Here is a 24534-nt window from a genome sequence, read left to right on the forward strand (position 1 = left end):
AAATAGAGTATTAAATATAGAAAAATGTAAAAATACGCCTGTATGCAGTATACAAACATATTGACATTATATGTTTTGCTTAATAATATTAAGAAAATAAAGTGAAAAATTAAAGATAAACCTAATTAAACTTAATAATATTCATTTTTGTTCAATTTAATTATGTGAAACACATAAAAAACTTGCATAAATTAAGTGAAATTAATATAATATCACTTGGGTAACGTACTAAAGCGTACGAATATTAAATCAAAGGAGTTAAACGATTATGGGATATGTTGATGAAGTATTAGAATTAGTTTCTAAGAAGAATGCAGATCAGCCAGAATTCTTACAGGCTGTAACAGAGGTTCTTAATACATTAAGACCAGTTGTTGATGCTAACGAGGAGCTTTACAGAAGCAATGCAATTCTTGAAAGAATTACAGAACCTGACAGAGTATTAATGTTCCGTGTACCTTGGGTAGATGACAAGGGACAGGTACAGGTAAACAGAGGTTTCAGAGTACAGTTCAACAACGCTATCGGACCTTACAAGGGTGGTTTAAGATTACATCCATCTGTTAACTTAGGAATTATCAAGTTCTTAGGTTTCGAGCAGGTATTCAAGAACTCACTTACAAGCCTTCCAATCGGTGGTGGTAAAGGTGGTTCTGATTTCGATCCTAAGGGCAAGTCAGATAGAGAGATTATGGCATTCTGCCAGAGCTTTATGACAGAGCTTTGCAAATATATCGGTGCTGATGTCGATGTTCCTGCTGGTGATATCGGAACAGGCGCAAGAGAAATCGGTTTTATGTTTGGCCAGTACAAGAGAATAAGAGGTACATACGAAGGTGTACTTACAGGTAAGGGTCTTTCATATGGTGGTTCACTTGCTAGAACAGAAGCTACAGGATATGGTCTTCTTTACATCACAGAAGAACTTATGAAGTGCCACGGTGATTCACTTGAAGGCAAGACAATCGCTGTTTCAGGTGCTGGTAATGTTGCTATCTATGCTATCCAGAAGGCACAGCAGCTTGGTGCTAAGGTTGTTACATGCTCTGATTCAACAGGCTGGATATATGATCCAGAAGGAATCGATGTAGAACTCTTAAGAGAAGTTAAGGAAGTTAAGAGAGCAAGACTTACAGAATATGCTGCTGCAAGAAAGTCTGCTGAATACCACGAGAAGAAGAATGGTGAGCACGGTGTATGGTCAGTTAAGTGTGATATCGCTCTTCCTTGTGCTACACAGAACGAACTTGACCTTGAAGATGCTAAGCAGTTAGTAGCTAACGGCGTTAAGGCTGTTTGCGAAGGTGCTAATATGCCTACAACTCTTGAAGCTACAGAATACTTCCAGAACAACGGCGTAATGTTCATCTGTGGTAAGGCTGCCAACGCTGGTGGTGTTGCTACATCAGCTCTTGAAATGAGCCAGAACAGCGAAAGACTTAGCTGGACATTTGAAGAAGTTGACGCTAAGCTTAAGAACATTATGGTTAATATCTACCACAACATCGATGATGCTGCTAAGAGATATGGTATGGAAGGCAACTATGTAGCTGGTGCTAATATCGCTGGTTTCGAGAAGGTTGTTAACGCTATGCTCGCTCAGGGTGTATACTAATTATCCCATAATTATAACGAATTAATATATGAGGGCTGCCGCTTAGGTGCAATGTTATTAAGTTGACATTGGGCTTATGCGGCGGCTCTTTTTGTGTAATAGGAAATTCCGATAGAATGAAAGCTTTTTAATAAATATCACATTGTATTTTGTCTGCATAACTTATATAATTAAAAATTAAGATGTAGGGGCAGATAGTATTATGCCCATTACTGATGTATCAGGGAGAAAATGGTATTTTCTAAAATAATATGACAAAACACTTGGAGAGGAGTATTAATGTCAGATTTATACAGTATTCTTAATAATTTAACAGATGATGATATAAGGCTGCAGCTTGCATTTTTTGATAGTGTGACAATAGGAAATGCAGCGAAGGAGACAGGTTCACGTATCATATCCGGACTTGCAGATATGGCGAATTCATTTGCAGAGATATTCAGCAGTAAGTTAAAAGTCGAATATGATTACAAGAAAGTGTCAGATATGGTGGAAGCCAAATATATGCAGCTTAAGACAGCGGACAGGGCGCATTTAATGTCAATGTTAGAACTTAAACTGCTTGAGATAGCAGGAGCACAGGGCAGCATAGATGTCAGCACAGTGGCAGGCAGGGATAAGCTTTTAATGCTTGTTGTTAATGCGGCAGGAGCAGGATATTCAATTAACCAGTACATAGCACCAGCCCATAAAATGCAGATTATAAGTGACAAATATAACGAGGCATTTATGGATAATCTGTACCAGAGCATTAAAAATGTAACACCAGACCAGTTCAGGGAATGGTCAGCCATTATGGATAAGGCAATTGCCAGGGCAGATATTGAGATGAAGAGGGTAGTCCATAAGGAGCTTATGCCGGACGCATTTAATGGGATGGGTGTGTTAAAGAGCTTAAGAAAGCAGAAGACACAGGAGAAGCTAAGACTTGTTATAGAGTGCTTTGGAGTTGAAGCATTTGATTATAAGACAGTAGAGATAAAGACTATGTATCAGGCAATTAGAACCTTTAACAAGGTATCTTCATTACAGCTTGCAAGAATGATTAATATAGCTGTAAGAAGGTACAATAAGCCGTTATATGCCAAAGATGAGCTTATGCCTTCTTATGTGGCAGAAGATGATAAGGCAAAGCTTGAGCAGGATATGGAATATGCAGCACTTATCAATCAGGTAAAAGAGATAGATGGTGAAACAGACAAGCTTATAAAAGAACTTGAAGGAATAGAAAAAAGGCAGGCAGATGCAGAGGAAAAGCTTGGAAAAGCCAAAGAACATTTAGATGAAGTGGATAAAGAATTCTCAGAGCTTGAAGTTAAGAAGAACGAATATATGAGTGGTTCGCATACCGAGCAGGAAACTAAAAGCTACTATGCAAGGGTTAATGAGGTTAAAAGACAGTTGGACAGGGCATTAGAAGAAGCTGGTGTAAGGGAGAGAAAAAATCAGGAGCTTCTTAACCAGATATATCTTACTAAAGAGAAAATTGAGATGACAAAGAGCCAGACCGAGACTTATCATAATAAGCTTGATGAACAGACGAATGAAAGAAAGCAGAATTTACAGCGTCTCTGGAGTGCTTATTATTATAAATTCAGATTTAGTGATGATATATTTACAGAGCTTGTAAAGAACTATGACAGAAAGCACATCGTAGTTATCGAGGAAATGCTTAAGGAAATGCACGACAGCAGTGATTACAGCATATATCTTGATGGTGATAAGCTTAATGTGTATACAGGCGGCAGGAAACCGGTAGTGTTCATATATGAGAATGGAGTGTTTAATGGAATATTCAGAGATAAAAGCGTTTCTTAATGATACGCCGCAGTATGGTGAAACTACAGGAGTAGAAAGGGCTGGGAAGCTTTTAGAGCTTCTTGGGAATCCTGATAAGAATTTAAAGATAATACATATAGCAGGAACTAACGGCAAGGGTTCTGTGTGTTCTTATATAGATGATATTTTAAAAAAGTCAGGATATAAGACAGGTCTGTTTACATCACCCCATCTTGTGACAATAAGGGAACGCATACAGATTGACGGTGAACTTATATCAAGAGAAGCTTTTACACAGTACTTTAATAAGGTGTATGAAACAGCCAGGGCGAATAATCTTAAGCTTGCATATTTTGACTTTTTTTTCGGTGCGGCTATGTTATATTTTGATAAATGCAAGGTTGATTATGTAGTGTTAGAAACAGGGCTTGGAGGAAGCCTTGATGCGACTAATGCAGTACATAATCCACTGTGCTGTGTAATTACGACAATAAGCCTTGAACATACAGCAATACTGGGAGATACAATTAAGAAAATAGCAGAGCAGAAAGCAGGAATAATAAAGCAGGGCGTGCCTGTTGTATATGCAGATGACAATGAGGCTTCAAGTGTGATAGAGGATATTGCACACAGCAAGAACAGCTATTGTTACGGAGTATCACCACAGCAATATCAAATAATTAAAAACTTTAATGGCTGTATTGATTTTTCACTGCATAATGAGTATTATATTAATAATTGCTTAAGATTGGCTACTCCTGCCATATATCAGGTGGAGAATGTGTCAATAGCAATTACAGTATGCAGGCTTTTAAAGCATTTGTATCATTCTGATATTAAAGACAGTGCCATAGTGGATTCTACAGGGAGCCACATATGGCAGGGCAGAATGGAGAAGCTTACGGATAACATATATGTTGACGGTGCACACAATCCTCAGGGAATACAGAGTTTTGTTAATTCGGTTAACGGAATGTATGCTGACAGCACTGATAAAGCGGCATTATTATTCTCAGTTGTAAGTGATAAGAATTTTGAACAGATGATAAGCATACTGTGCGGCTGTAAGGTATTTGCACGAATAGCGATTACCGTGACAGGCGGAATAAGGCACTTGGATAAGGAATACATAAGTGCGGCATTTAAAAGACATACAGATATTGAAGTGGAAGTGTATGATAGTGCGAAAGAGGCGGTTCTTGCGTTAAAGAATGAGCCGATGGTATTCTGTACAGGTTCACTTTATCTTGTAGCAGATATAAGGAAAGTTTTGGAATAATATAAAGATTGGAGAATAGATATGTTAGATTTTGATGAGGAAATCCAGAAGTTCCAGCCAAGTCTGGAAGTTGAGGATGCAGAAGATGCAATATACAAGAATGATGTACCAGATATAACAGATTTAATTAACAAGATTATCGAAGGAAAGAGTGAGAAGTAATTATGAGATGTTACAAATGTGGCTGTGTCCTTTCAGCAAATGACACATGTGCCAAGTGTGGTACAGATGTCTCTATATACAAAAAGACTGCCAGGGTTTCAGATATATATTACAACAAAGGTCTTGAGAAAGCCCGTGTGAGGGATTTATCAGGAGCAATAGAAACTTTAAAAGTAAGTCTTATGATTAACAAATATAATATTAATGCAAGAAATCTTCTCGGACTTATATATTGTGAGATGGGAGAAGTGGTTGAGGCATTATCACAGTGGGTAATGAGCAAGAACCTTGCCCCAGATGATAATGTTGCAGAGAGTTATATAAAGAAAATCCAGTCTAATCAGAATAAGTTTGAATCAGTTACTAATGCTATTAAGAAATATAACGTATCGCTTCAGTATGCCAAGGATAAGAATACAGATATGGCAGTAATACAGCTTAAGAAGATTGTTATATCTAATCCACATTTTATAAAGGCACACCTGTTGCTTGCGCTTATATATATTAAAGATAATGAATATCAAAGAGCAAGAAAGCTCCTGAATTCAGTGCTTAAGATAGACAGGAATAATACTCTTGCAAGTAAGTACCTTGAACAGATAAACCAGAGCCAGAATATTAAAGATAATGATATATCTGGAAGCTTCTTACCTAAGAAGAAGGTAAAGGAAGAAGAAAGCAAGCCTCTTAATGGTAATGATGTAATACTTCCAAGGTCATCATACAAAGAACCAAGCAATGGTGCTATTACAATAGTCAATGTGCTTGTAGGTGTTGTGATTGGTGCGGCACTTATATGGTTCTTAGTAATGCCATCAAGATACAAGGGCATAACAGAAGATTATAACAGAAGTCTGGCAGAATACAGTGAACAGCTTTCATCAGGCAATGTAGAGCTTAACAGTATGGAAAGTGAATTAAAGACTGTAAAGGCAGAGAAAGAATCACTTGAACAGCAGTTAAGTGAACTTAATGGAACTGGCGGTGGCAATAAGCTTTTAATATCAGTTATTGAGTCTGCTAATGCTTATATAGCCAATAAAAGGACAGAAGCTGCTGAGAAGCTTATTGACGTTGATGTAAGTGCACTTCCATCAGACTCAGCCAAGACTTTATATAATACAATTTCGACTGCTGTTATGGCACAGGCAGCTAATGAGTTCTACAGCAAGGCTCAGACTTTATACTATAAGTCAGATTATGCTACAGCAGTTGATGATTATGTTAAGGCATTTAAGTGCGACGCCACTAAGGTAGATGCAGCTTATTATGCGGCTAAATGTTATGTCGCACTTTCACAGACAGACAATGCCAAGAAGTACTATCAGTACATTGTAAATGACTTTAAGACAAGTGGATATTATAAAGAAGCTAATGATTATGTGACATCACATTAATTACCACACGATAAATCCCTGACGGAAATTAGTCCGTCAGGGATATTTTTGTGTAACAGGAAATTCTGATATAATTATATGTTACGCTTAGCACAAGGGTGCCGATACCCTGAATAGAGGATAGGAGGATAGTTATGAGAGATGATACACAGCTTCTTAATAATGGATTAGACAGTGAATTAGACAGCTATGATACAGCAGAGGATATTAAAAGAACCGATTACATATATATGGTCAGCGGGAATAATCTTGTTATAAGCCTTAATGCAGAACTTGACCATCATCTGGCAGATGAGATGAGAGAGGTAATAGACGATATAATCGATAAAAGGGGAGTGGACAGGGTTATTATAGACTTTTCCAAGGTTGATTTTATGGATAGTGCTGGAATAGGGCTTATAATGGGAAGATATAAGAAGATACGTGATATAGGTGATATATGTGTTGTCGGAATTAATGAGAGCATTAAAAGAATACTGCTTATATCTGGACTTCATAAAATAGTAGATATATATGATAATCTGTGCGATGCCGTCAGAAAGCAGAATAAGAGGGGGATGTAAAATGCAGGAGAATAATGTGGATGTAATATTTGATGCAATATCAGAGAATGAGAGTTTTGCAAGAGTGGTTGCTGCAGCTTTTGTGACAAGATTAGACCCGACCTTAGAGGAAATATCAGATATAAAAACAGCAGTATCAGAGGCAGTTACCAACAGTATTGTGCACGGCTATGAGGGAAAAGGCGGCAAGGTATATATGACACTTTCTTTAGAGGATAGGGAGATTATTATAAAGATAAAAGATGAGGGCGTAGGAATAGAAAATGTCCATAAAGCAATGGAGCCTTTGTATACAACAAAGCCAGAGCTTGAAAGGTCAGGAATGGGCTTTTCATTTATGGAAGCATTTATGGACGAGCTTAATGTGTATTCAAGAAAAAATGTGGGTACAACTGTAATTATGAAGAAAAGAATAGGAGAAAGTAACAGGTAGAATGGATGTGTATGCTTGCGATCATACTAAAGAATTGATCATTAAAGCACACAACAATGATAAATCAGCAAGGGAGAAGCTTGTTATTGATAACAGCGGACTTGTGTGGAGCATAGTTAAAAGATTTACAGGGCGGGGTGCAGAGATGGAGGATTTGTACCAGATAGGCTGTATTGGGCTTATAAAGGCAATAGACAATTTTAATATGGACTATGATGTGAAGTTCTCAACTTATGCAGTTCCTATGATTACGGGTGAGATTAAAAGATTTCTTAGAGATGACGGCATAATAAAGATAAGCCGGAGTATTAAGGAAAATGGATACAAATGTTTTATGGCTTCCCAGAAGTTAAAGGGTATTCTTAACCGCGAGCCGACTATTGAGGAGCTGTCCAGGGAAACAGGAATAGCGACAGAGGATATAATTGTTACAATGGAGGCTGGCGACTGCGTGGAGTCAATCTATAAGACAATATACCAGAAGGATGGCAATGAGGTATGTCTTATAGATAAGTTAGAGGGCAAGGATGGCGGAAGCGACAGCATTATTGATAATATAATGATTAATGAGCTTGTGGACAGCCTGTGCGAGAGGGACAGGAAGCTTATAAGAATGAGATATTATGAGGATATGACACAGACACAGGCCGCCAGGGTATTAGGAATATCACAGGTTCAGGTATCACGTCTCGAAAAGAAAATATTAAACCGTATGCGAAGCCAGATAGATATAGAATAATATGGGCAATATTGGCAATACTTCTAACAGCATTATTTAATCAGCATAAAATGCTGTGAAATGGAGGTTACTATGTCAAAAACAGTATATTTAAAGATAAGACAGCTTACTAAAACAGACAAGCAGGATGTGTATCTGTCTGATGTGGCAGAAGTGTATGCTGAAAAAAAGCTGCTTCCTAAGATAAAAAGCATAAAGCTGGCAACATTTTACAGGACTAAAAAGGACAGGATATGTATAAGCTCAATGCAGGTTATATCAGCGATACAGCAGCTTGATGATACACTTGACGTTAATAATATAGGCGAGAGTGATTTTATAATCGATTACAGAAAGAACCAGCAGCCGGTGTGGTTATCTGTTATTCTTAAGATTATCGTGTGCATAATAATATTTATAGGAAGTGCTTATGCGATAATGGCGTATAATAATGATGTCAGCACAATAGAGATATTTGAAAAAGTATACCGGATGTCAGGTGTGGACTGGCTTATGGAATACAATGTGTGTGAGATAGCTTATGCAATAGGGTTGTTTGCCGGGATAGCAGTATTTTATGACCATTTTGCTGGAAAGAAGATGAGTAAAGCACCAACCCCTATAGAGGTGTCTATGAACCAGTATGTCAAAGATGAAAATCAGGCTATGATTGACTCTGTAGAGTGTATGCCAAGATGCGTAAGAAACAATTATCCGGGGGCAACAAAATGCTGATTAAAATATTATTTATCATACTTATCGGGTTAAGTGCCGGAGGTGTTACGGCTACAGGACTGTTCGCCCTAATATCAAGCATAGGTCTTATTAACAGATACGCAGATGTGACCAACACAACAGAATCAATAATGCTTTATGAGGAAATGATTATATTTGGTGCAGGGATTGGGAATATATGGTATATATTTGAACTGCCGATTAAGCTTGGCGTGGCAGGTGTTATATTGTATGGTGCGGTATCTGGAATATTTATAGGTACATTTTTAATATGTCTTGCAGAAACAGTCAAGGTACTGCCTATATTAGCACACAGGGTTAAGCTTAAAAAATGTCTTGGCTTTGTAGTTTTGTTTATTGCTATTGGAAAGATGGTGGGACATTTGGTATACTATTTAGTACCTTAAATACTAAACAGACAGGAAGAAATAATATGATTACGAGAAAAGAGCTTGCAAAAGCAGCTAAGAGAACATTAAAAAAGCATTTCTGGATATTGGTTGTTGTGTGTCTTATAGCAGCGTTTGTTGGAAGTGAATTTACGGAAACTTTCAGTTTCTTTAAAATGCAGATGACAGACATTAATAATACAGATACGAACGAATCACAGGGCGTTACGCTTGTTACATCAGATATTGATAACAGGACGAAAAGTGCAATGCTTGATGCAATTGTATCAGTTATTATGAACAATGAGGAACAGGGCAAAGAGCAGTCGCAGACACTTATCGACAAAGCAAAGGATAATGCAGGGGACATACTGGGGAGAACTTCGGGAATATTATCATCAGTTGTTAATAACGTATCATCAGGTGCGGTTGTATTTACTATAGTTGATGTTGTATACGGAATTACGGGTTCAAGACATCTTGTTGTTATCCTGCTTTTATGTCTGGCACTTATATTTTATTTTGGAATAAGATATGTCGTGAAAATGTCTTATGTTGTTATATCAAGAAGAATATTTCTTGAAAGCCGGACATATAAAAGTGTAGGGGTCGGCAAATTTATGTTTCTTATGAGAGTAAAAAGGTGGATGCGTGTAGCCTTTACAATGTTAGTTAAAGACTTGTATACCATATTATGGTCGCTTACAATAGCAGGGGCTTTTATTAAGCCGCTGTCATATATGCTTGTGCCATATATAATAGCCGAAAATCCAGACATAAAGGCTAATGATGCAATAACCTTATCAAGAAGAATGATGAACGGCTATAAGTGGAAATGTTTCTGCTACCAGTTATCATTTATTGGCTGGAATATATTAAGCTTTATGTCTATGGGTCTTGTGGGGGTATTATATTCCAATCCATATAAGACTGCATTTTTTACAGAATTGTATGTTCTTATAAGAGAAAATGCTATTAAGAATAATATAGAAGGCATGGAAATGCTAAGCGATGTATATCTGTATGAGCGGGCAGGAAAAGAAGAATTGCAGGCAGCTTACGCAGACATATATCCATATATGAATGAGGACTCTCCAGAGGAAAGATTTGATGATGATATTATGAAATCTGACATCAGGTATTTCAGGAGATTAAGAAAGTTTCTTGCTGACTGGTTCGGCGTAATTCTTTTTAATACGAGTGAGGAAAAGAAGTTCGAGGATGCCAAGGCGGAACAGATAAAAGCTGACAGATGTAAACAGGAGATACTTGGTAATATGTATCCTTCAAGGCTGTTTACATTAAAGGAGCATAGAGCTAATTTTGAAAGTACGGTATATATGCGTAATTACTCAATTCCATCGCTTATACTTATATTCTTTGTAATGTCATTTATAGGGTGGTTCTGGGAAGTTTCATCACACTTAATGCTGTATCATTCATTTGCTAACAGAGGCGTGCTCCACGGTCCCTGGCTTCCAATATACGGAGTTGGCGGTCTTTTGATACTTCTGCTTCTTAAAAAGTTCAGGGAAAAGCCGGCTCTTGAGTTCGTGCTGGCGATTATTCTGTGTGGAGTTGTTGAGTATTTTACAGGACTTGTGCTGGAACTTACACATAACGGACAGAAGTGGTGGGATTACACAGGATTTTTCCTTAATATTCACGGGCGTATATGTGCGGAAGGCCTGTTAGCCTTTGGTATTGGTGGAATGGCTATAGTGTATTTTGTAGCACCATTGCTTGATAATTATTTCAGAAAGATAAAGCTTCAGATTATTATACCATTATGTGTGGCACTTATGATGATATTTGTTGCAGACCAGTTGTATACAAAGAAACACCCTAATGTGGGCGAGGGCATAACATGCCTTAACATATATGATATGTATTATTATTTATGAATAATTCTTAAGTTTATGGTAATGCTAATAGAAACATATGTTAATAGTAATATAATGCAATAAGACAGGCGGAATATATGATTATTAATATCAACATATGTCACTAATAAAGCATATGTAGGAATGAGGATTATTATGGTTCAGGATGTTGAAAAAAGAAATAAAAGCTATAACCAGTATGTTGAAAATGTCACGAAAAAGGCGGGGTGTGTATACAACTGCTTTAAGGCATTTATAACAGGTGGAATTATATGTACAATAGGCCAGCTTATTATGAATTTTATGAAGATGACAGGAATGACAGCAGATGATGCAGCAAGTTATACAACGCTTATACTTGTTGCTTTAAGTGTTATATTTACAGGCTTTGGAATATATCCGCTTATCACGTCTTTTGGAGGAGCTGGTGCACTTGTTCCGATTACAGGATTTGCGAACAGTATAGCTTCTCCTGCGATTGAATATAAGAAAGAGGGACAGGTATTTGGTATTGGCTGTAAAATATTTACGATAGCAGGACCGGTTATATTGTATGGAATATTTTTCAGCTGGATTATAGGTCTGATATACTGGATAATAAGTCTTATGTGATTAACTATTTGGAGGTACTAAGGAAATGGCAATGACCGAATTAGAACAGCATTATAATAAATTCAATGAGGAGAAACGTCTGGATTCACGTCACGGAAGGGTTGAATTTATAACATCTATGAAATATATCCATAACTGCCTTGATGATATTAAGGCGGCTATGGATATTGCCAGTGATATAAAGATACTTGATATAGGTGCAGGAACAGGAAGATACAGCGTTCCATTATCTGAGGAAGGGTACGATGTCACTGCGGTGGAACTAGTAAAACATAATCTTGGACTTCTAAAGGCTAAGAATTCAAATGTCAAGGCATATCAGGGCAATGCACTTAAGCTTAAGCGTTTTGAAGATAATACATTTGATATGGCACTGCTTTTTGGACCTATGTACCATTTGTTTACATTTGAGGATAAGCTTAAGGCACTTAATGAAGCAAAGAGAGTTGTCAAGCCGGGTGGAATTATACTTGTGGCATATCTTATGAATGAATATAGTGTTATTACATATGCGTTTAAAGAAGGACATATTAATGAATGTCTTAATGGGAACAGACTGACAGAGGATTATCACACTGTATCAAGTGAGGAGAACCTCTATGATTATATGAGAATAGAAGATATTAACAGTCTTAATGAGGCGGCAGGGCTTGAGAGAATTAAAATATTATCACCAGATGGACCGGCTAACTATATAAGACCATATCTTAATAAGCTTACAGAAGAAGAATTCGCAGAATTCGTGAAGTATCATCTTGCAACGTGCGAAAGACAGGATTTAATCGGAGCGGCAGCACATACACTTGATATATTAAGAGTTAAGTAATTTTAACTGGATACATTAGTGAGTGGCAGAATTTACTTTTGACACTCACATGATAATATTAATATAGAATAATTAACGGATAATGCTGGGAAAATAATACAGTAATGAATAAATTACCTGATAAAGCAGATACTACCTATTGATGATTGATTATGAATAAATATTAAGAGGTAGCGTATGATTGCAGGTAAACAGAGTATTAAATTTGATAATAATGTATACATCAAAGCAGGAGCTACAGTGGCGGGAACTAAGGAAAAGAAAGGACCGCTGGGCTGCTGCTTTGATGTCGTTTCGCAAGATGATTTATTCGGTGGTGAAAGCTGGGAGGAGGCAGAGAGCAGGATACAGAGCCTTGCATTTGAGAAGCTGTTAGAAAAGACAGGAATGATGTCAGAGGACATAAGATATATATATGCAGGTGACTTGTTAGGTCAGCTTATAGCGACATCTTTTGGATTAAAGACGTATGATGTGCCGCTTTTTGGACTTTATGGTGCGTGTTCAACTATGGGCGAGTCATTATCGCTTGCGGCTATGTGTGTTAATGCTGGTTTCGCAGATAATGTGGCGGCGATAGCTTCAAGCCATTTTGCAAGTGCTGAGAAGCAGTTCAGATTTCCATTATTATATGGCAACCAGAGGCCAATGAGTTCAACGTGGACAGTTACAGGTGCAGGAGCATATCTTGTATCTAATTCGCCAGTAATAACAAAATGTGATGGAGATGTATGCCGGATTGTTGATAACGGCTATGCAAATGTAATTATATCGGGTATAACTACAGGAAAAATAGTTGATTATGGTGTTAAGGACTCTATGAATATGGGAGCTTGTATGGCACCTGCAGCGGCAGACCTTATAGAAGCCAACTATAAGGATTTTGAAGTGACTAAAGGGTATTACGATATGATTATAACCGGTGACTTGGGGTATACAGGTAAAGAGATACTTCTTACACTTCTTAAAGAGAAAGGAATAGACATAAGTGATATATACACGGACTGCGGAATAGAAGTATTTGATAAAAATGAGCAGGATACCCAGTCAGGTGGAAGTGGTTGTGGGTGCAGTGCGATAGTTCTTGATACGCTTGTATTGGACAAGTTAAGAAAACGTGAATTAAAAAGGGTATTATTTGTTCCAACAGGGGCATTGTTATCGCAGGTAAGCTTTAATGAAGGTAAGTCAATACCCGGAATAGCACACGGCGTTGTGCTTGAGGCTGTATAAGGTGCATAACACAGCATTGCGGCAGATATAAGTTAAAAGTGCATAACAGGATTGTTATATGTCAGTAAAAGAAAGGAGCTGGGCGTTAAAATGGATTATTTGAAAGCATTTGTTGTAGGCGGAATTATATGCGTCCTGACACAGATTTTAATGGAAAAGACCAGGCTTATGCCAGGAAGAATAATGGTTATACTTGTAACCACGGGTGCGGTTCTTGGTGCGGTAGGATTATATGAACCACTTGTGCAGTTCGCAGGAGCGGGAGCGAGCGTTCCATTGACAGGCTTTGGAAATGTACTATGGAAGGGAATGAAAATGGCTGTTGATAACTCGGGCTTCTTGGGATTGTTCAAAGGTGGCTTTACAGCCTGTGCGGTGGGAGTGTCAGCGGCACTTGTATTCGGCTATATTGCCTCGTGGATATTCGAGCCTAAGATGAAAAAGAAATAAAATTTACAGCGATATATAAAAAGCCCCTGCTTATTAATTTATAGGGTTTGCTTATAGCACTTGCATAAAGGCTATAGGGCATTTAGGAAGGACCTTATAAATATAGTAAGCAGGGGCTTTTTTATATTGCATATCGTTATGAATATTAACGAACTAATTAACGCAATAACTAATTAAATAACTAAATAATCAGCTGGCTGACAGTTACAAGCTATTGTTACCGACAGATTAATTACTGCTTCCTGTAGTAGAAGCGGTTGTGTTCTGCTTTGCAGTTGTTGACTGCGAATTAGAAGCGTTCTGTGTGGTGGTTGTAGCTGTTGTGTTCTGCGGGGTCGTGTTCTGCTTTGCAGTTGTTGACTGGCTGTTGTTACTGTTATTGTTACTGTTATTGTTAGTAGTTGTTGATGGTGTTACAGGTGCGGCTGTTGAGTGAAGCGTACAAAGCCTGCTTAGCTTCTCATCAGTTATCGCATATTGTGCATCAGCAGTTGTATAACCAGAAGTATCCTCACCATCTAAAGTGTTAGTTGATGACTTCTTAACATAAATGTTAGTTGAAACATTAGTACAGCCTGCGTTAGCAACAAGACCTGAGTCATTACATATATTAACCTTAACGTGAGTATCACAGGTTTCTGTAGGCTGGTTGTCAGCCGCAAAATATTCAGTGATTATACAGCTTCCTCTAGGGTCAGCATCACATAAACCTTCAACAGGGAGCTTGCCTGACTTAGAGCATACAGCAACCTGTACAATATCATCTGGCTGTGTGAAGCTTCCAGTAGGAAGATTTTCGTGGATTTCCTGCATAATAGCTTTCCATATACCGGTATGGTTGACTGAGTCAACACGCTTAGAGTTATCATCATAACCTACCCATATAGAAGCAGTGTAGTAAGGTGTAAATCCACAGAACCATATATCAGTATCAAACTGTGTAGTACCAGTCTTACCAGCAACCGGCTGGTTAGATAACTTGGCTCTTGTAGCGGTACCTGAATTAACAACAGATTCCATACCGCTTGTAAGAAGCCATGCAGATGACTCTTTTAAGACTCTGTGTGTTTCTGGTATTGAGTTGTCAATAATTACATTACCTTCTCTGTCTAATACCTTAGTGTAATATATTGGCTTAGTATATGTTCCTTTGTTGGCGATTGCCGCATAGGCGGCTGTCATATCTATATTACATACACCCTTTGTCATACCACCAAGTGCAAGTGACTGCACAACATCGTGGTTTCCGTTAATTGCATTCTTGGTAGATACCAAAGTTGAAAGTCCGAACTTTTCAAGGTAGCTGAAACCAACGCTTGGTGTTATCTGTGTAAGAACCTTTACAGCAGGTACGTTCTGTGAACGTGTGAGTGCTTCACGCACTGTCATATATCCAAGATACTGTCCTTCTGTGTAGTTCTTTACAAGTCGTGCATCTGTTCCTGAATAATAGTAAGGTGCATCATCGATAGCAGAAGCAAGAGTGATAGCACCAGTATCAAGTCCTGGTCCATAAGCAACAAGCGGCTTGATAGAAGAACCCGGCTGTCTTGTTACATCATCAGTAGCTCTGTTTAAGCCTCGGTCAGTAGCCTTATCTCCACGTCCGCCGACAAGAACTTTAACATAGCCTGTTGACTGTTCTATTATAGAGAAAGAAATCTGAGGCTGTATAACAAAATAGGACTTCTCATAAGTAACAGTTCCGCCATTAGCTGTCATAGCTTCCCTGTACTGGTCAATATAGCCCTGAGCAGTAGTTTCATTTCTTAATGTAAGGCTGAAAGAAGAATCAACATTTTCTTTAAACCATTTCTCCATATTATTCTGTGAATAATATGAAAATGTTCCATCTGCCTCTTTTACTGTGAGATTATAATTAATAGTAAAATCTGTATTGGATGGATAGTAGTCTGGGTCATTAAGTATTGAATCTGCAATGTTCTGCATAGACATATCCTGAGTAGTGTATACAGATAAACCGCCAGAATATATCATACTTGTAGCCTGCTGTTTAGAATAACCCTTCTGCTGCATAAGGTCATCTATAAGCTGGTTGATAACTTCATCTACAAAATAAGAATAATTAGATGAAGAAGAAGCAGCTGATACATCAATACCTTCAAGTCTTGCATATACATCATCTGCAACAGCCTCGCTGTATTCATTAGTAGAGATGTATTCCTGCTTTAACATATTATTAAGCACGGCAAGCTGTCTTTCCTTATTATCATCAGGATTCTTCAAAGGGTTAAGTCTTGAAGGGTTCTTGGTAATAGAAGCAAGTACGGCACATTCGCTTAAAGTAAGCTCGGATACATCTTTATTAAAGTATCCGTTAGCAGCCGCCTGTACACCATAATAACCATTGCCTAGGTTAATTGTATTAAGATAGTTCTCTAAAATGCTGTCTTTGTCCATAACAGTTTCTAGCTTGATAGCAAGATATTGTTCCTGAACCTTTCTTCTAATCTTCTCCATAGTAGATTCATTGTAAGCATTAAATACATTATTCTTAAGTAACTGCTGTGTGATTGTACTGGCACCCTGTGACATCTCGCCATCGGATACAGTAATCATGGCAGCTCTCATAATACCCTGAAGGTCAATTCCGTTATGCTTGTAGAATCTTTCATCTTCAATAGCAACAAATGCGTGCTGAAGATATACTGGAATCTGGTCAAGGGAAGCGTATATTCTGTTAGCTCCGGTTGTTGCAAGCGTCTGTATTTCTTCACCATTGTTATCGTATATCTTAGTTGCGTAACCTTCGGGTGAAACATTGATTGACGATATATCAGGTGCACTCTCAATTATGCCCTGTGCAGCACCGAATATAAGGCATGAGCCGCTTATTACAACTGCAATTGCACCAACAAGAAGTAGTTTGATAAAGAAAATGTTAAACTTAGTCCTAAACTTCGTTGCTGATGAATTAAGGAGCTTTTTCTTTCGTCTTATGCCGTTTCCACCATAATTCATAATTGTAAATCCTCCATATTGTTATAAATGGTAAAACTATGATATTATTTACCAAATGCAAGGTACAAAATCCAATAAGGATTTAAAGTAATAATCCGTAACACGGATACCTTATTGTACCATAGAAATGAATGACAGGCAATCGGAGGAGTTATGAATATAATTTTAAAGAACGGCAGTGGAGAAATAGAGGAGAAGAAGTCGCGTTTCATCTGCCACATTTTCAAAATAAAAAGCGAAGAAGAAGCAGAGGAGTATATCACTGCAGTAAAGAAGAAATACTGGGATGCAAGACATAACTGCTATGCTTATGTAACAGGCGATAAGGGGCAGATACAGAGATTTAGTGATGATGGAGAACCGCAGGGGACAGCAGGAAAGCCTATGCTGGATATACTTAATTCATATGGGCTTACAGACTGCCTCTTAGTTGTAACAAGATATTTTGGCGGCGTGCTTCTTGGAACAGGTGGACTTATAAGAGCATATCAGGCGGCGGCTAAAGAAGGAATTAAGAATTCAGACGTGGCACAGGTGTGTGACGGAATAACTGCTGTCATAACGACTGATTATAACGCATATGGCAAATTGCAGTATATATGTAATGATAATAATGTGGATATCATTGATACTGACTTTGGTGCAAATGTCACAATTAAACTTGCAGCAGAAATGTCAGTTTGTGACACATTTGAAAAGAAGCTGATGGACACGTTTGCGGGCAATGTAGCTCTTAATGATAAAGAAAATGTTAAATTTTGCAGAAATATGGCTGGAAATATAATATTTTTATAACATATCGTACAATTATATGATTGTAACAAATGGACGAATTGTGAACAAATAATTAACACTGGTAAATAAGCACAATTTAAGTATGGTTTTTAGATAAAAATTACATTTGATTGTTAAAGTGATGTAAAAAAATGCTAAAATTATCTTAATAATAGTGCAAAATTTACATAAAACATCTATTTTTAATAGATGTAAAATTATACAGAATGAATACATAAAGGGTGCTTTGTTAATAAATTGTTCAAAAATATAGTGTTGGAAAGCCGCATAAATACTGGGGTTCATAAAAAAATTAAAAAAAATACAAGAATTGTTAAAAATAGTCTTGTTAAAATAGTACAAAAATGGTAATATATCAATGTCAAAAAACATATTAAGTGGGGTTGCCCCACAAGAACCAATTAAGGGAGGTTTACAAGTTTATGAGAAAGACAATTAAAAAGCTTACTGCTGTAGGTTTAACTCTTACATCAGTAATGGGTCTTGTAGCATGTGGCAATAACAATGCTTCAAACGGCACAAAAGAAACTGTAGATTGGGCAAGCGTAGAAAAGCCAGGACATTTCACAATTATGGTTGATGGTACAGTTCCTACATTAGAGGAATGGGGCGAGAAGTTCGATGAACAGCTTAAGTCATTAACAGGTCTTGATTTTGAAGTTACACGTCCTGACCACAACTCATACTATGATGCAGTTGCTAACTCAATGCTTGATGCAAGTGCAATGCCAGATGTTATCATTCTTTCATCTGATTATTTAGCACTTTATGCAAGCCAGGGTCTTCTTTGGGATATGACAGATGCTTGGAATAATTCAGCAACAAAGTCTTCTGGAAGACTTATCTCAGATGCAGAGAAGATTATGAAGGCTAACTACGTAAGAGGCGTTGATGGTGAGAAGTCTCTCTACGGATTCGTTCCTGCTCGTGGTAACGGATGCGTTACATATGTAAAGGAAGCTTGGGCTACACAGGCTGGTTATTCTAAGGCAGATTTAACAAGCAAGCAGCTCTCATATGATGAGTTCTACACAATGCTTAAGAAGATGAAGGAAGCTAGAGGAGTTGATTATGTAATTTCTGCTCCAGGTTTCTATTCAAAGGAAGCACCTTATACTAACTACCTTCCAGAATTCTATCAGAATGCTCAGCTTACTTTCTACTATGACCAGGCAAAGGGTGAATATGTAGATGGTTTCTCTCAGAAGGAGATGAAGGATGCTCTTCAGAGAATTCAGAACGCTGTTAACGATGGTCTTATCAATAAGGAAACAAGCACAAAGACAACTCAGACAGCACGTAACGATTTCAAGTCATCAGATCCTAAGACAGAATCAGGTGTATTTACATACTGGGCTGGACAGTGGGCTGAGACATTAAGAGGATACTTAAAGACAGCAGGTCTTGATGATTCAATTATTCCAATGCTTCCAATTAAGGAACTTGGTTCATACGCAGAAAGACTTGCACCATCATGGTGTATCACATCTCACGCTGCTGAGACAGGTAAGGCTGAGGGAATTTTCAAGTACTTCATCGATACAATGTTAGATGGTGGAGATATCCAGACACTTTGGGAATATGGTCCTAAGGGTTACTACTATGAAGAGCAGGCTGATGGTTCATTCAAGTTCCTTCCTAAGAAGACTAACGCTAAGACACTTTACTCTAAGGCTCACCTTGACTGCAACTTAGTTCTTGCTAACTTCGTAAGCGGTAAGGATCCAGGAAAGGATGAACAGCCAGAAAATGTTACATCTTGCTCAGATATGTTCTTTGAACATTCTACACTTGTAGATTCACCTGCTATGACAGAAGAAGTTGGTAAGCTTGTTGGTGATATCAATACAGAAAGATATACAGTAATTGATAACGTTGCAAGAGGTGAATGGACAGTTGATCAGGGTATGCAGGAATACACAAAGACTGTTGGTTCTAAGGTAGAAGCAGCTCTTAAGTCATTAAATACACAGTTCGCTGGAAAGAATTAATGCTGCTTAATATGTGTTAAAAGATGTTTTAAACATCACTTTATATTTCGTGCCAGTAGACCTGGTCTTCTGGCACGAATTTTGCTTAATATAAGCAATTGTTACTATAATATTAGGAAAGAAGGGTATAAAGATGCAGTGTAAGTCTTGTGGAACAGAGCTTCCTAAGAAGGCAAAGATTTGCCCTAAGTGTGGAGCACTTAATGGTAAGCCAGCTGGTAATACTAGATATTTAGCTATTATCGGTATGGTTATTATGTTAATAGGCGGATTACTTCCATTTGCAAAGTCTAACGAAACTCTTATGGATGGTTATACACCTAAGGCATATTCATTTGGCTTTATGAATATCAGCGTCATTGCAATGTGGTACATATTTATGTTAATACTTGTTGCTGGTATTTTATTAGTCGTTGCTAAGAAAGAAAAGTTATCTATTATTACATCTGTGGCAGCTACAGCTGTTGCATTTATTTCAATGTTTGCATTCCAGTTTACTAGTGCTGATGGAAAGACTAAGACTGGTGCGTTAAAGTATGTATACCATAACATTTCAGATTTATTATCTAATGGTTATAATGGTAATTCTTATTCAGTAGGTTCAGGTGTATATGTTATAATCATCGGCCTTATAGTTGCTATTGTTGGTGTGTTCTGGGATGTCGTTAAGATATTCAAGAAAGACCTCGGTGTTGATACAAAGTATTTATCTAACACATTAAATCAGAATATTGGGCAGAAGATGTTCTACTACAGAGGATTTTATCTTATGTTCCTGCCAGTATTAGTAATGGTATTATTATTCTTCTACTGGCCAATGTTAGGATGTCGTTACGCCTTTACTTCATATGTATTAGCTAACCCTTATTATATTGGTGTATTCCACTTCCAGACAATGTTAAAATTCGATACATTCTTCTGGGCAGCATTCAGAAATACACTTGTATTATCAATTGTTAAGTTAATACTTAATACAGGTGCCGCAGTTATTATCTCACTTCTTCTTAACGAGATTACTAATATGGCATTCAAGAAGACAGTACAGACAATTGTATACTTACCTCACTTTATGTCATGGGTAGTTGTCGCTGCTGTATTCAAAGTAATTCTTTCTGTTAACAGCACAGGTGTTGTTAATGGTGCTTTAATTAATATGGGACTTATCAATTCTCCAATTGATTTCCTTGGCAGCTCTAAGTATTGGACAGGTACATTCTTCGTAATGAATATCTGGAAGGATACAGGATGGGGAACTATTCTTTTCCTTGCTACATTATCAGGTATCAGCCCAGATCTTTATGAGGCTGCTCAGATTGATGGTGCTAACAGATTTAAGAGACTTATATATATAACTCTTCCTGCTTTAGCTAACACAATCATCACAGTATTTATTCTTAACCTTGCTAAGGTTATGAACCTTTTTGAATCAGTATTCGTTACACAGAGTGCTGGTACATATGATGTTTCTCAGGTATTACAGACATACATTTACAATAAGACATTCTCGGCTTCATTCTCTGATTATGGTTATACAACAGCCGTAGGTTTATTCAAGTCATTTGTAGGTATGATCCTCGTACTTGGTTGTAACTACGCAAGTAAAAAAGTCCGTGGACGTGGAATTGTATAGGAGGTTAGACGATGAGTGAAGAACAGTTAGTTTATAAAAAGAAAAAGAAAAAATTTAAGATCTTCCCAATAGTCAATGTAATCTTCTTTATATTGGTTTCATTGTTAATTCTTTTCCCTATGTGGAAGGTTATTGTAGATTCATTTGATGCTCATTCAGCAACAAGTTTTAGATGGTGGCCAAGCTCATTCTCATTAGGTGGATATGGTGCGATTATTACAAGAGCTTCTCTTTATCGTCCATTCCTTGTATCAGTTATCACAACATTAGCTGGTACATTTATGGGATTATTACTTGCTACACTCGGTGGTTATGTACTCATTCAGTGGGAAATGCCAGGAAGAAACTTCTTCGCATATATGTTATTATTCACAATGATTTTCGATGGTGGTATGGTTCCTAAGTACTTAGTTATGCAGAACTTACACTTACTTGATACATTATGGGCAGTAATTTTACCAATGTCTATCAACGTATATAACCTTGTACTTATGAGAAACTTCTTTGAAGGTATTCCAGAATCATTATTTGAGGCTGCTCAGATTGATGGTTGTTCACCAATGGGTATATTCTTTAAGATTGTGTTACCACTTTCTAAAGCTGCCCTTGCTTCAATCGGTCTTATGTTTGCCGTAACATTCTGGAATGATTATACTAACTTCAAGATTTATATCAGAACAGATAAGTTATACAACTTCCAGATTAAGCTTCGTAACATGGTTATGGATAGTAATATTCCTAACGATGATTCAGTAGACCCTAACACAATTTCTAATGCGGCTACAATTGTTGCTATATTACCTTTCATGATTATCTACCCATTCTGTCAGCAGTACTTCGTACAGGGTGTTAACGTAGGTGCCGTTAAGGAGTAATATCAGGAATATAAGAATAGTTATTAATCAACTATTATCTGATTGTTGAGATTAATTAATATAATTAATAAAAAAGACGGAAATGCTAATATCATTTCCGTCTTTTTTTGTTGTATTGGCATTTTTTATGTAGAAATACATATATCTATATGTTAAAATTAGGACATATTTAGGAATTGTCTATATAAAACACGTTAAGGTGGTGGAGAATTGAGAAAGTTAGCAGATTCAATATATCTTGAAAATATTGCAGAAGTTAAGACTATACTTGAGAATGAGCCTAATCTTATAGATGAGAAGGATGAACATGGAGTACTTATGGCATTACTTGCCGCTAAGACAGGTAACCTTGAGCTTGTGAAGTATATAGTTGAATATTCAAGGGCAAGTATGAATATTCACGATGATAATAATAAGAATATGCTTCATTATGCAGCTATGTCGGGAAGCGTACCTACTTGCAGGTATCTGGTTGAGAGAGTTGGAATGTCACCTTTGTCCGGAGATATTAATTTACAGACACCTTTTGAGGTTGCTCATCAGAATCATTTTATAGAGTTAGAAGAATATTTTGAGAGTGTTGTTGGTCATAAGTTAAGTGAGATGTATCACAATCCAATAAGGACAGGTATGTATCCTGACCCATCAATTGTCAGGGTTGAAGATGATTATTATATGGTTAATTCTTCATTTATATTCTATCCTTGTATACCAGTATCGCATTCTAAAGACCTTATTCACTGGAAGATAATAGGTTATGCTATTACAGAACCAGAGTGGGCGGCTCTTGATGACCTTGAAGGAGGACGAGGTTACTGGGCTCCCGATATATCTTATTATAAGGGAAGATTTTATATAACAGCTACATACAGACTTAATGATACAGGTAATGTATACAGAAAGCAGATAGTTGTAAGTTCAGATAAGCCGGAAGGACCATACAGCAAGCCTGCCATTATAGATGAAGATGGTATTGACCCATCTATATTTAATGATGATGATGGAAGAAGATATATGCTCCTTAACAGGGGAGCAAGAATATTTGAGCTTAATGAGGATGCTACTAAACAGATATCCAAAGCAGAGCTTCTGTTCTATGGAGATAATAAGAGAGCACCGGAAGGACCTCATCTTTTAAAGAAGGATGGATATTATTATCTGTTTGAAGCAGAGGGTGGAACAGGACCGGGACACAGAATAACGGTATCCAGAAGCAGGGAGCTTAAAGGAATATATGAACCCTGCCCATACAATCCTATTATGAGACAGAACAACCCTGATGAGATAATACAGAGGTGTGGTCACGGAAAGCCGGTACAGACACAGAATGGTGACTGGTATATGGTGTATCTGTGTGGAAGAAAGATTGGCGATGGATACAGCATTTTAGGAAGAGAAACTGCTCTTGACCCTATAAGCTGGACTATGGACGGCTGGCCGATAGTCAATAACCTTAAAGGTCCTAGTGCATTACAGGTAAAGCCTGATCTGCCAGAGATGATATGGGAAGATGAGTCAGATGATGATTTTAATAATTCATATCTGAGTAATGAATGGTGGTTCCCAAGAGTGCCGGAGATGGACGGCATTAAGTTAAAAGACTCTCAGGTTCATATCAAGGGAAGCAAGTATGACCTTGATACTATGAAAGCTAAGAATATACTTTTAAGAAGACAGAAACATTTCAGATTTAGTGCTGTATGTAAGCTTTGTATGCCAGAATTATATCCGGGTCAGAACTGCGGTATGACTTGTTATTATGATGAGAACACCTATATCAAATTTGGTGTATTTGCTACGTTAGAGGAAACACCAAGACTTATGCTTAATGTAGTCGAGAAGATTGGTGACGAGGTCATTACACACGATGGTGTATGTGTTGATAACAATAATAAAGACATATACCTTAAGATAGATACGAACAATTTAAGAAGGACATTTTCATATAGTTATAATGATAAAGACTATAATAAAGTTGTTAGTCTGGATAATGTCTATTATCTGTGTGATGAAGGAATTCGTAAGGGTAAGCGTTTTACAGGTGCAATGATTGGAATGTATGCTTACGCTGGAGATTATGGAAGCCGGTATACTGACAGCGAGGGAAGACATGGAACAGATGATTATTATGCGGCATTTGATTATTTCAGATATAAAGCATAAAATAATGAGCACCAAGGTGCTCAT

At 37.4% G+C, this 24534-nt stretch carries 21 protein-coding genes; 20 read left to right on the top strand and 1 reads right to left on the bottom strand.

Annotated features, from left to right (window positions below):
• Positions 1–268 precede the first annotated feature (268 nt).
• From gdhA to spoVAE, 15 genes are all read left to right on the top strand, one after another.
• The gene (gdhA, locus tag WMO42_RS05920) at positions 269–1615 is read left to right on the top strand and encodes an NADP-specific glutamate dehydrogenase (RefSeq protein WP_022501910.1); all 1347 of its coding nucleotides are present in this window, start codon (positions 269–271) and stop codon (positions 1613–1615) included.
• 279 nt (positions 1616–1894) lie between these two features.
• The gene (locus WMO42_RS05925; RefSeq protein ID WP_055306205.1) at positions 1895–3433 is read left to right on the top strand and encodes a hypothetical protein; all 1539 of its coding nucleotides are present in this window, start codon (positions 1895–1897) and stop codon (positions 3431–3433) included.
• Entirely contained in the window at positions 3402–4673 is a 1272-nt protein-coding gene (locus WMO42_RS05930; protein WP_055306204.1) for a folylpolyglutamate synthase/dihydrofolate synthase family protein, read from the top strand. Before WMO42_RS05925 ends, WMO42_RS05930 begins: the two co-directional genes overlap by 32 nt.
• Positions 4674–4694: 21 nt before the next feature.
• Positions 4695–4835, top strand: coding sequence for a hypothetical protein (locus tag WMO42_RS05935; RefSeq protein ID WP_172677765.1), 141 nt, complete (start codon positions 4695–4697; stop codon positions 4833–4835).
• A gap of 2 nt (positions 4836–4837) precedes the next feature.
• On the top strand, positions 4838–6232 hold the full coding sequence (locus WMO42_RS05940; RefSeq protein ID WP_055306203.1) for a tetratricopeptide repeat protein: 1395 nt from the start codon (positions 4838–4840) through the stop codon (positions 6230–6232).
• 134 nt (positions 6233–6366) lie between these two features.
• On the top strand, positions 6367–6795 hold the full coding sequence (locus tag WMO42_RS05945) for an anti-sigma factor antagonist (RefSeq protein WP_022501906.1): 429 nt from the start codon (positions 6367–6369) through the stop codon (positions 6793–6795).
• A gap of 1 nt (position 6796) precedes the next feature.
• Positions 6797–7228 carry an anti-sigma F factor gene (gene spoIIAB / locus WMO42_RS05950; RefSeq protein ID WP_022501905.1) on the top strand — a complete coding sequence of 144 codons (432 nt, stop codon included), beginning with the start codon at positions 6797–6799 and terminating at the stop codon, positions 7226–7228.
• A gap of 1 nt (position 7229) precedes the next feature.
• Positions 7230–7967, top strand: a complete 738-nt coding sequence (locus WMO42_RS05955; protein ID WP_022501904.1) for a SigF/SigG family RNA polymerase sporulation sigma factor — start codon at positions 7230–7232, stop codon at positions 7965–7967.
• A gap of 72 nt (positions 7968–8039) precedes the next feature.
• Entirely contained in the window at positions 8040–8681 is a 642-nt protein-coding gene (locus tag WMO42_RS05960) for a stage V sporulation protein AA (protein WP_055174027.1), read from the top strand.
• A complete protein-coding gene (locus WMO42_RS05965) occupies positions 8675–9088 on the top strand; it encodes a stage V sporulation protein AB (RefSeq protein ID WP_022501902.1) in 414 nt (137 codons plus the stop codon). Before WMO42_RS05960 ends, WMO42_RS05965 begins: the two co-directional genes overlap by 7 nt.
• Positions 9089–9114: 26 nt before the next feature.
• Positions 9115–10974, top strand: coding sequence for a DUF975 family protein (locus WMO42_RS05970; RefSeq protein WP_055306202.1), 1860 nt, complete (start codon positions 9115–9117; stop codon positions 10972–10974).
• 135 nt (positions 10975–11109) lie between these two features.
• On the top strand, positions 11110–11565 hold the full coding sequence (gene spoVAC, locus WMO42_RS05975; RefSeq protein WP_022501900.1) for a stage V sporulation protein AC: 456 nt from the start codon (positions 11110–11112) through the stop codon (positions 11563–11565).
• 31 nt (positions 11566–11596) lie between these two features.
• On the top strand, positions 11597–12391 hold the full coding sequence (locus WMO42_RS05980) for a class I SAM-dependent methyltransferase (protein WP_055174313.1): 795 nt from the start codon (positions 11597–11599) through the stop codon (positions 12389–12391).
• A gap of 177 nt (positions 12392–12568) precedes the next feature.
• Positions 12569–13624, top strand: a complete 1056-nt coding sequence (locus WMO42_RS05985) for a stage V sporulation protein AD (protein WP_349172539.1) — start codon at positions 12569–12571, stop codon at positions 13622–13624.
• 90 nt (positions 13625–13714) lie between these two features.
• Positions 13715–14074, top strand: coding sequence for a stage V sporulation protein AE (gene spoVAE / locus WMO42_RS05990; RefSeq protein WP_055306200.1), 360 nt, complete (start codon positions 13715–13717; stop codon positions 14072–14074).
• A gap of 228 nt (positions 14075–14302) precedes the next feature.
• On the opposite strand, the gene WMO42_RS05995 is transcribed toward spoVAE, so the two are convergent.
• Positions 14303–17056 carry a PBP1A family penicillin-binding protein gene (locus WMO42_RS05995; protein WP_055306199.1) on the bottom strand — a complete coding sequence of 918 codons (2754 nt, stop codon included), beginning with the start codon at positions 17054–17056 and terminating at the stop codon, positions 14303–14305.
• Between the two features lie 153 nt (positions 17057–17209).
• Here WMO42_RS05995 and WMO42_RS06000 point away from each other — a divergent pair, with 153 nt between their 5' ends.
• The 5 genes from WMO42_RS06000 (at position 17210) to WMO42_RS06020 (ending at position 24510) form a co-directional block, all read left to right on the top strand.
• The gene (locus WMO42_RS06000) at positions 17210–17851 is read left to right on the top strand and encodes a YigZ family protein (RefSeq protein WP_055174032.1); all 642 of its coding nucleotides are present in this window, start codon (positions 17210–17212) and stop codon (positions 17849–17851) included.
• 422 nt (positions 17852–18273) lie between these two features.
• Positions 18274–19842: an extracellular solute-binding protein gene (locus WMO42_RS06005; RefSeq protein WP_055174033.1), complete on the top strand. Its 1569-nt coding sequence runs from the start codon at positions 18274–18276 to the stop codon at positions 19840–19842.
• A gap of 133 nt (positions 19843–19975) precedes the next feature.
• Positions 19976–21472 carry an ABC transporter permease subunit gene (locus tag WMO42_RS06010; RefSeq protein WP_022501893.1) on the top strand — a complete coding sequence of 499 codons (1497 nt, stop codon included), beginning with the start codon at positions 19976–19978 and terminating at the stop codon, positions 21470–21472.
• 11 nt (positions 21473–21483) lie between these two features.
• Positions 21484–22347: a carbohydrate ABC transporter permease gene (locus WMO42_RS06015; protein ID WP_055174034.1), complete on the top strand. Its 864-nt coding sequence runs from the start codon at positions 21484–21486 to the stop codon at positions 22345–22347.
• 210 nt (positions 22348–22557) lie between these two features.
• Positions 22558–24510: a family 43 glycosylhydrolase gene (locus tag WMO42_RS06020; protein ID WP_055174035.1), complete on the top strand. Its 1953-nt coding sequence runs from the start codon at positions 22558–22560 to the stop codon at positions 24508–24510.
• Positions 24511–24534: the final 24 nt, after the last annotated feature.

Source organism: Lachnospira sp. CLA-JM-H23, from assembly GCF_040096425.1.
Classification (GTDB): domain Bacteria; phylum Bacillota; class Clostridia; order Lachnospirales; family Lachnospiraceae; genus Lachnospira; species Lachnospira rogosae.

Bases quoted from the DNA above. Each gene is read 5' to 3' on its own strand.
- gdhA (WP_022501910.1), top strand. From the start codon at position 269: ATGGGATATGTTGATGAAGTATTAGAATTAGTTTCTAAGAAGAATGCA.
- WMO42_RS05925 (WP_055306205.1), top strand. From the start codon at position 1,895: ATGTCAGATTTATACAGTATTCTTAATAATTTAACAGATGATGATATA.
- WMO42_RS05930 (WP_055306204.1), top strand. From the start codon at position 3,402: ATGGAATATTCAGAGATAAAAGCGTTTCTTAATGATACGCCGCAGTAT.
- WMO42_RS05935 (WP_172677765.1), top strand. From the start codon at position 4,695: ATGTTAGATTTTGATGAGGAAATCCAGAAGTTCCAGCCAAGTCTGGAA.
- WMO42_RS05940 (WP_055306203.1), top strand. From the start codon at position 4,838: ATGAGATGTTACAAATGTGGCTGTGTCCTTTCAGCAAATGACACATGT.
- WMO42_RS05945 (WP_022501906.1), top strand. From the start codon at position 6,367: ATGAGAGATGATACACAGCTTCTTAATAATGGATTAGACAGTGAATTA.
- spoIIAB (WP_022501905.1), top strand. From the start codon at position 6,797: ATGCAGGAGAATAATGTGGATGTAATATTTGATGCAATATCAGAGAAT.
- WMO42_RS05955 (WP_022501904.1), top strand. From the start codon at position 7,230: ATGGATGTGTATGCTTGCGATCATACTAAAGAATTGATCATTAAAGCA.
- WMO42_RS05960 (WP_055174027.1), top strand. From the start codon at position 8,040: ATGTCAAAAACAGTATATTTAAAGATAAGACAGCTTACTAAAACAGAC.
- WMO42_RS05965 (WP_022501902.1), top strand. From the start codon at position 8,675: ATGCTGATTAAAATATTATTTATCATACTTATCGGGTTAAGTGCCGGA.
- WMO42_RS05970 (WP_055306202.1), top strand. From the start codon at position 9,115: ATGATTACGAGAAAAGAGCTTGCAAAAGCAGCTAAGAGAACATTAAAA.
- spoVAC (WP_022501900.1), top strand. From the start codon at position 11,110: ATGGTTCAGGATGTTGAAAAAAGAAATAAAAGCTATAACCAGTATGTT.
- WMO42_RS05980 (WP_055174313.1), top strand. From the start codon at position 11,597: ATGACCGAATTAGAACAGCATTATAATAAATTCAATGAGGAGAAACGT.
- WMO42_RS05985 (WP_349172539.1), top strand. From the start codon at position 12,569: ATGATTGCAGGTAAACAGAGTATTAAATTTGATAATAATGTATACATC.
- spoVAE (WP_055306200.1), top strand. From the start codon at position 13,715: ATGGATTATTTGAAAGCATTTGTTGTAGGCGGAATTATATGCGTCCTG.
- WMO42_RS05995 (WP_055306199.1), bottom strand. From the start codon at position 17,056: ATGAATTATGGTGGAAACGGCATAAGACGAAAGAAAAAGCTCCTTAAT.
- WMO42_RS06000 (WP_055174032.1), top strand. From the start codon at position 17,210: ATGAATATAATTTTAAAGAACGGCAGTGGAGAAATAGAGGAGAAGAAG.
- WMO42_RS06005 (WP_055174033.1), top strand. From the start codon at position 18,274: ATGAGAAAGACAATTAAAAAGCTTACTGCTGTAGGTTTAACTCTTACA.
- WMO42_RS06010 (WP_022501893.1), top strand. From the start codon at position 19,976: ATGCAGTGTAAGTCTTGTGGAACAGAGCTTCCTAAGAAGGCAAAGATT.
- WMO42_RS06015 (WP_055174034.1), top strand. From the start codon at position 21,484: ATGAGTGAAGAACAGTTAGTTTATAAAAAGAAAAAGAAAAAATTTAAG.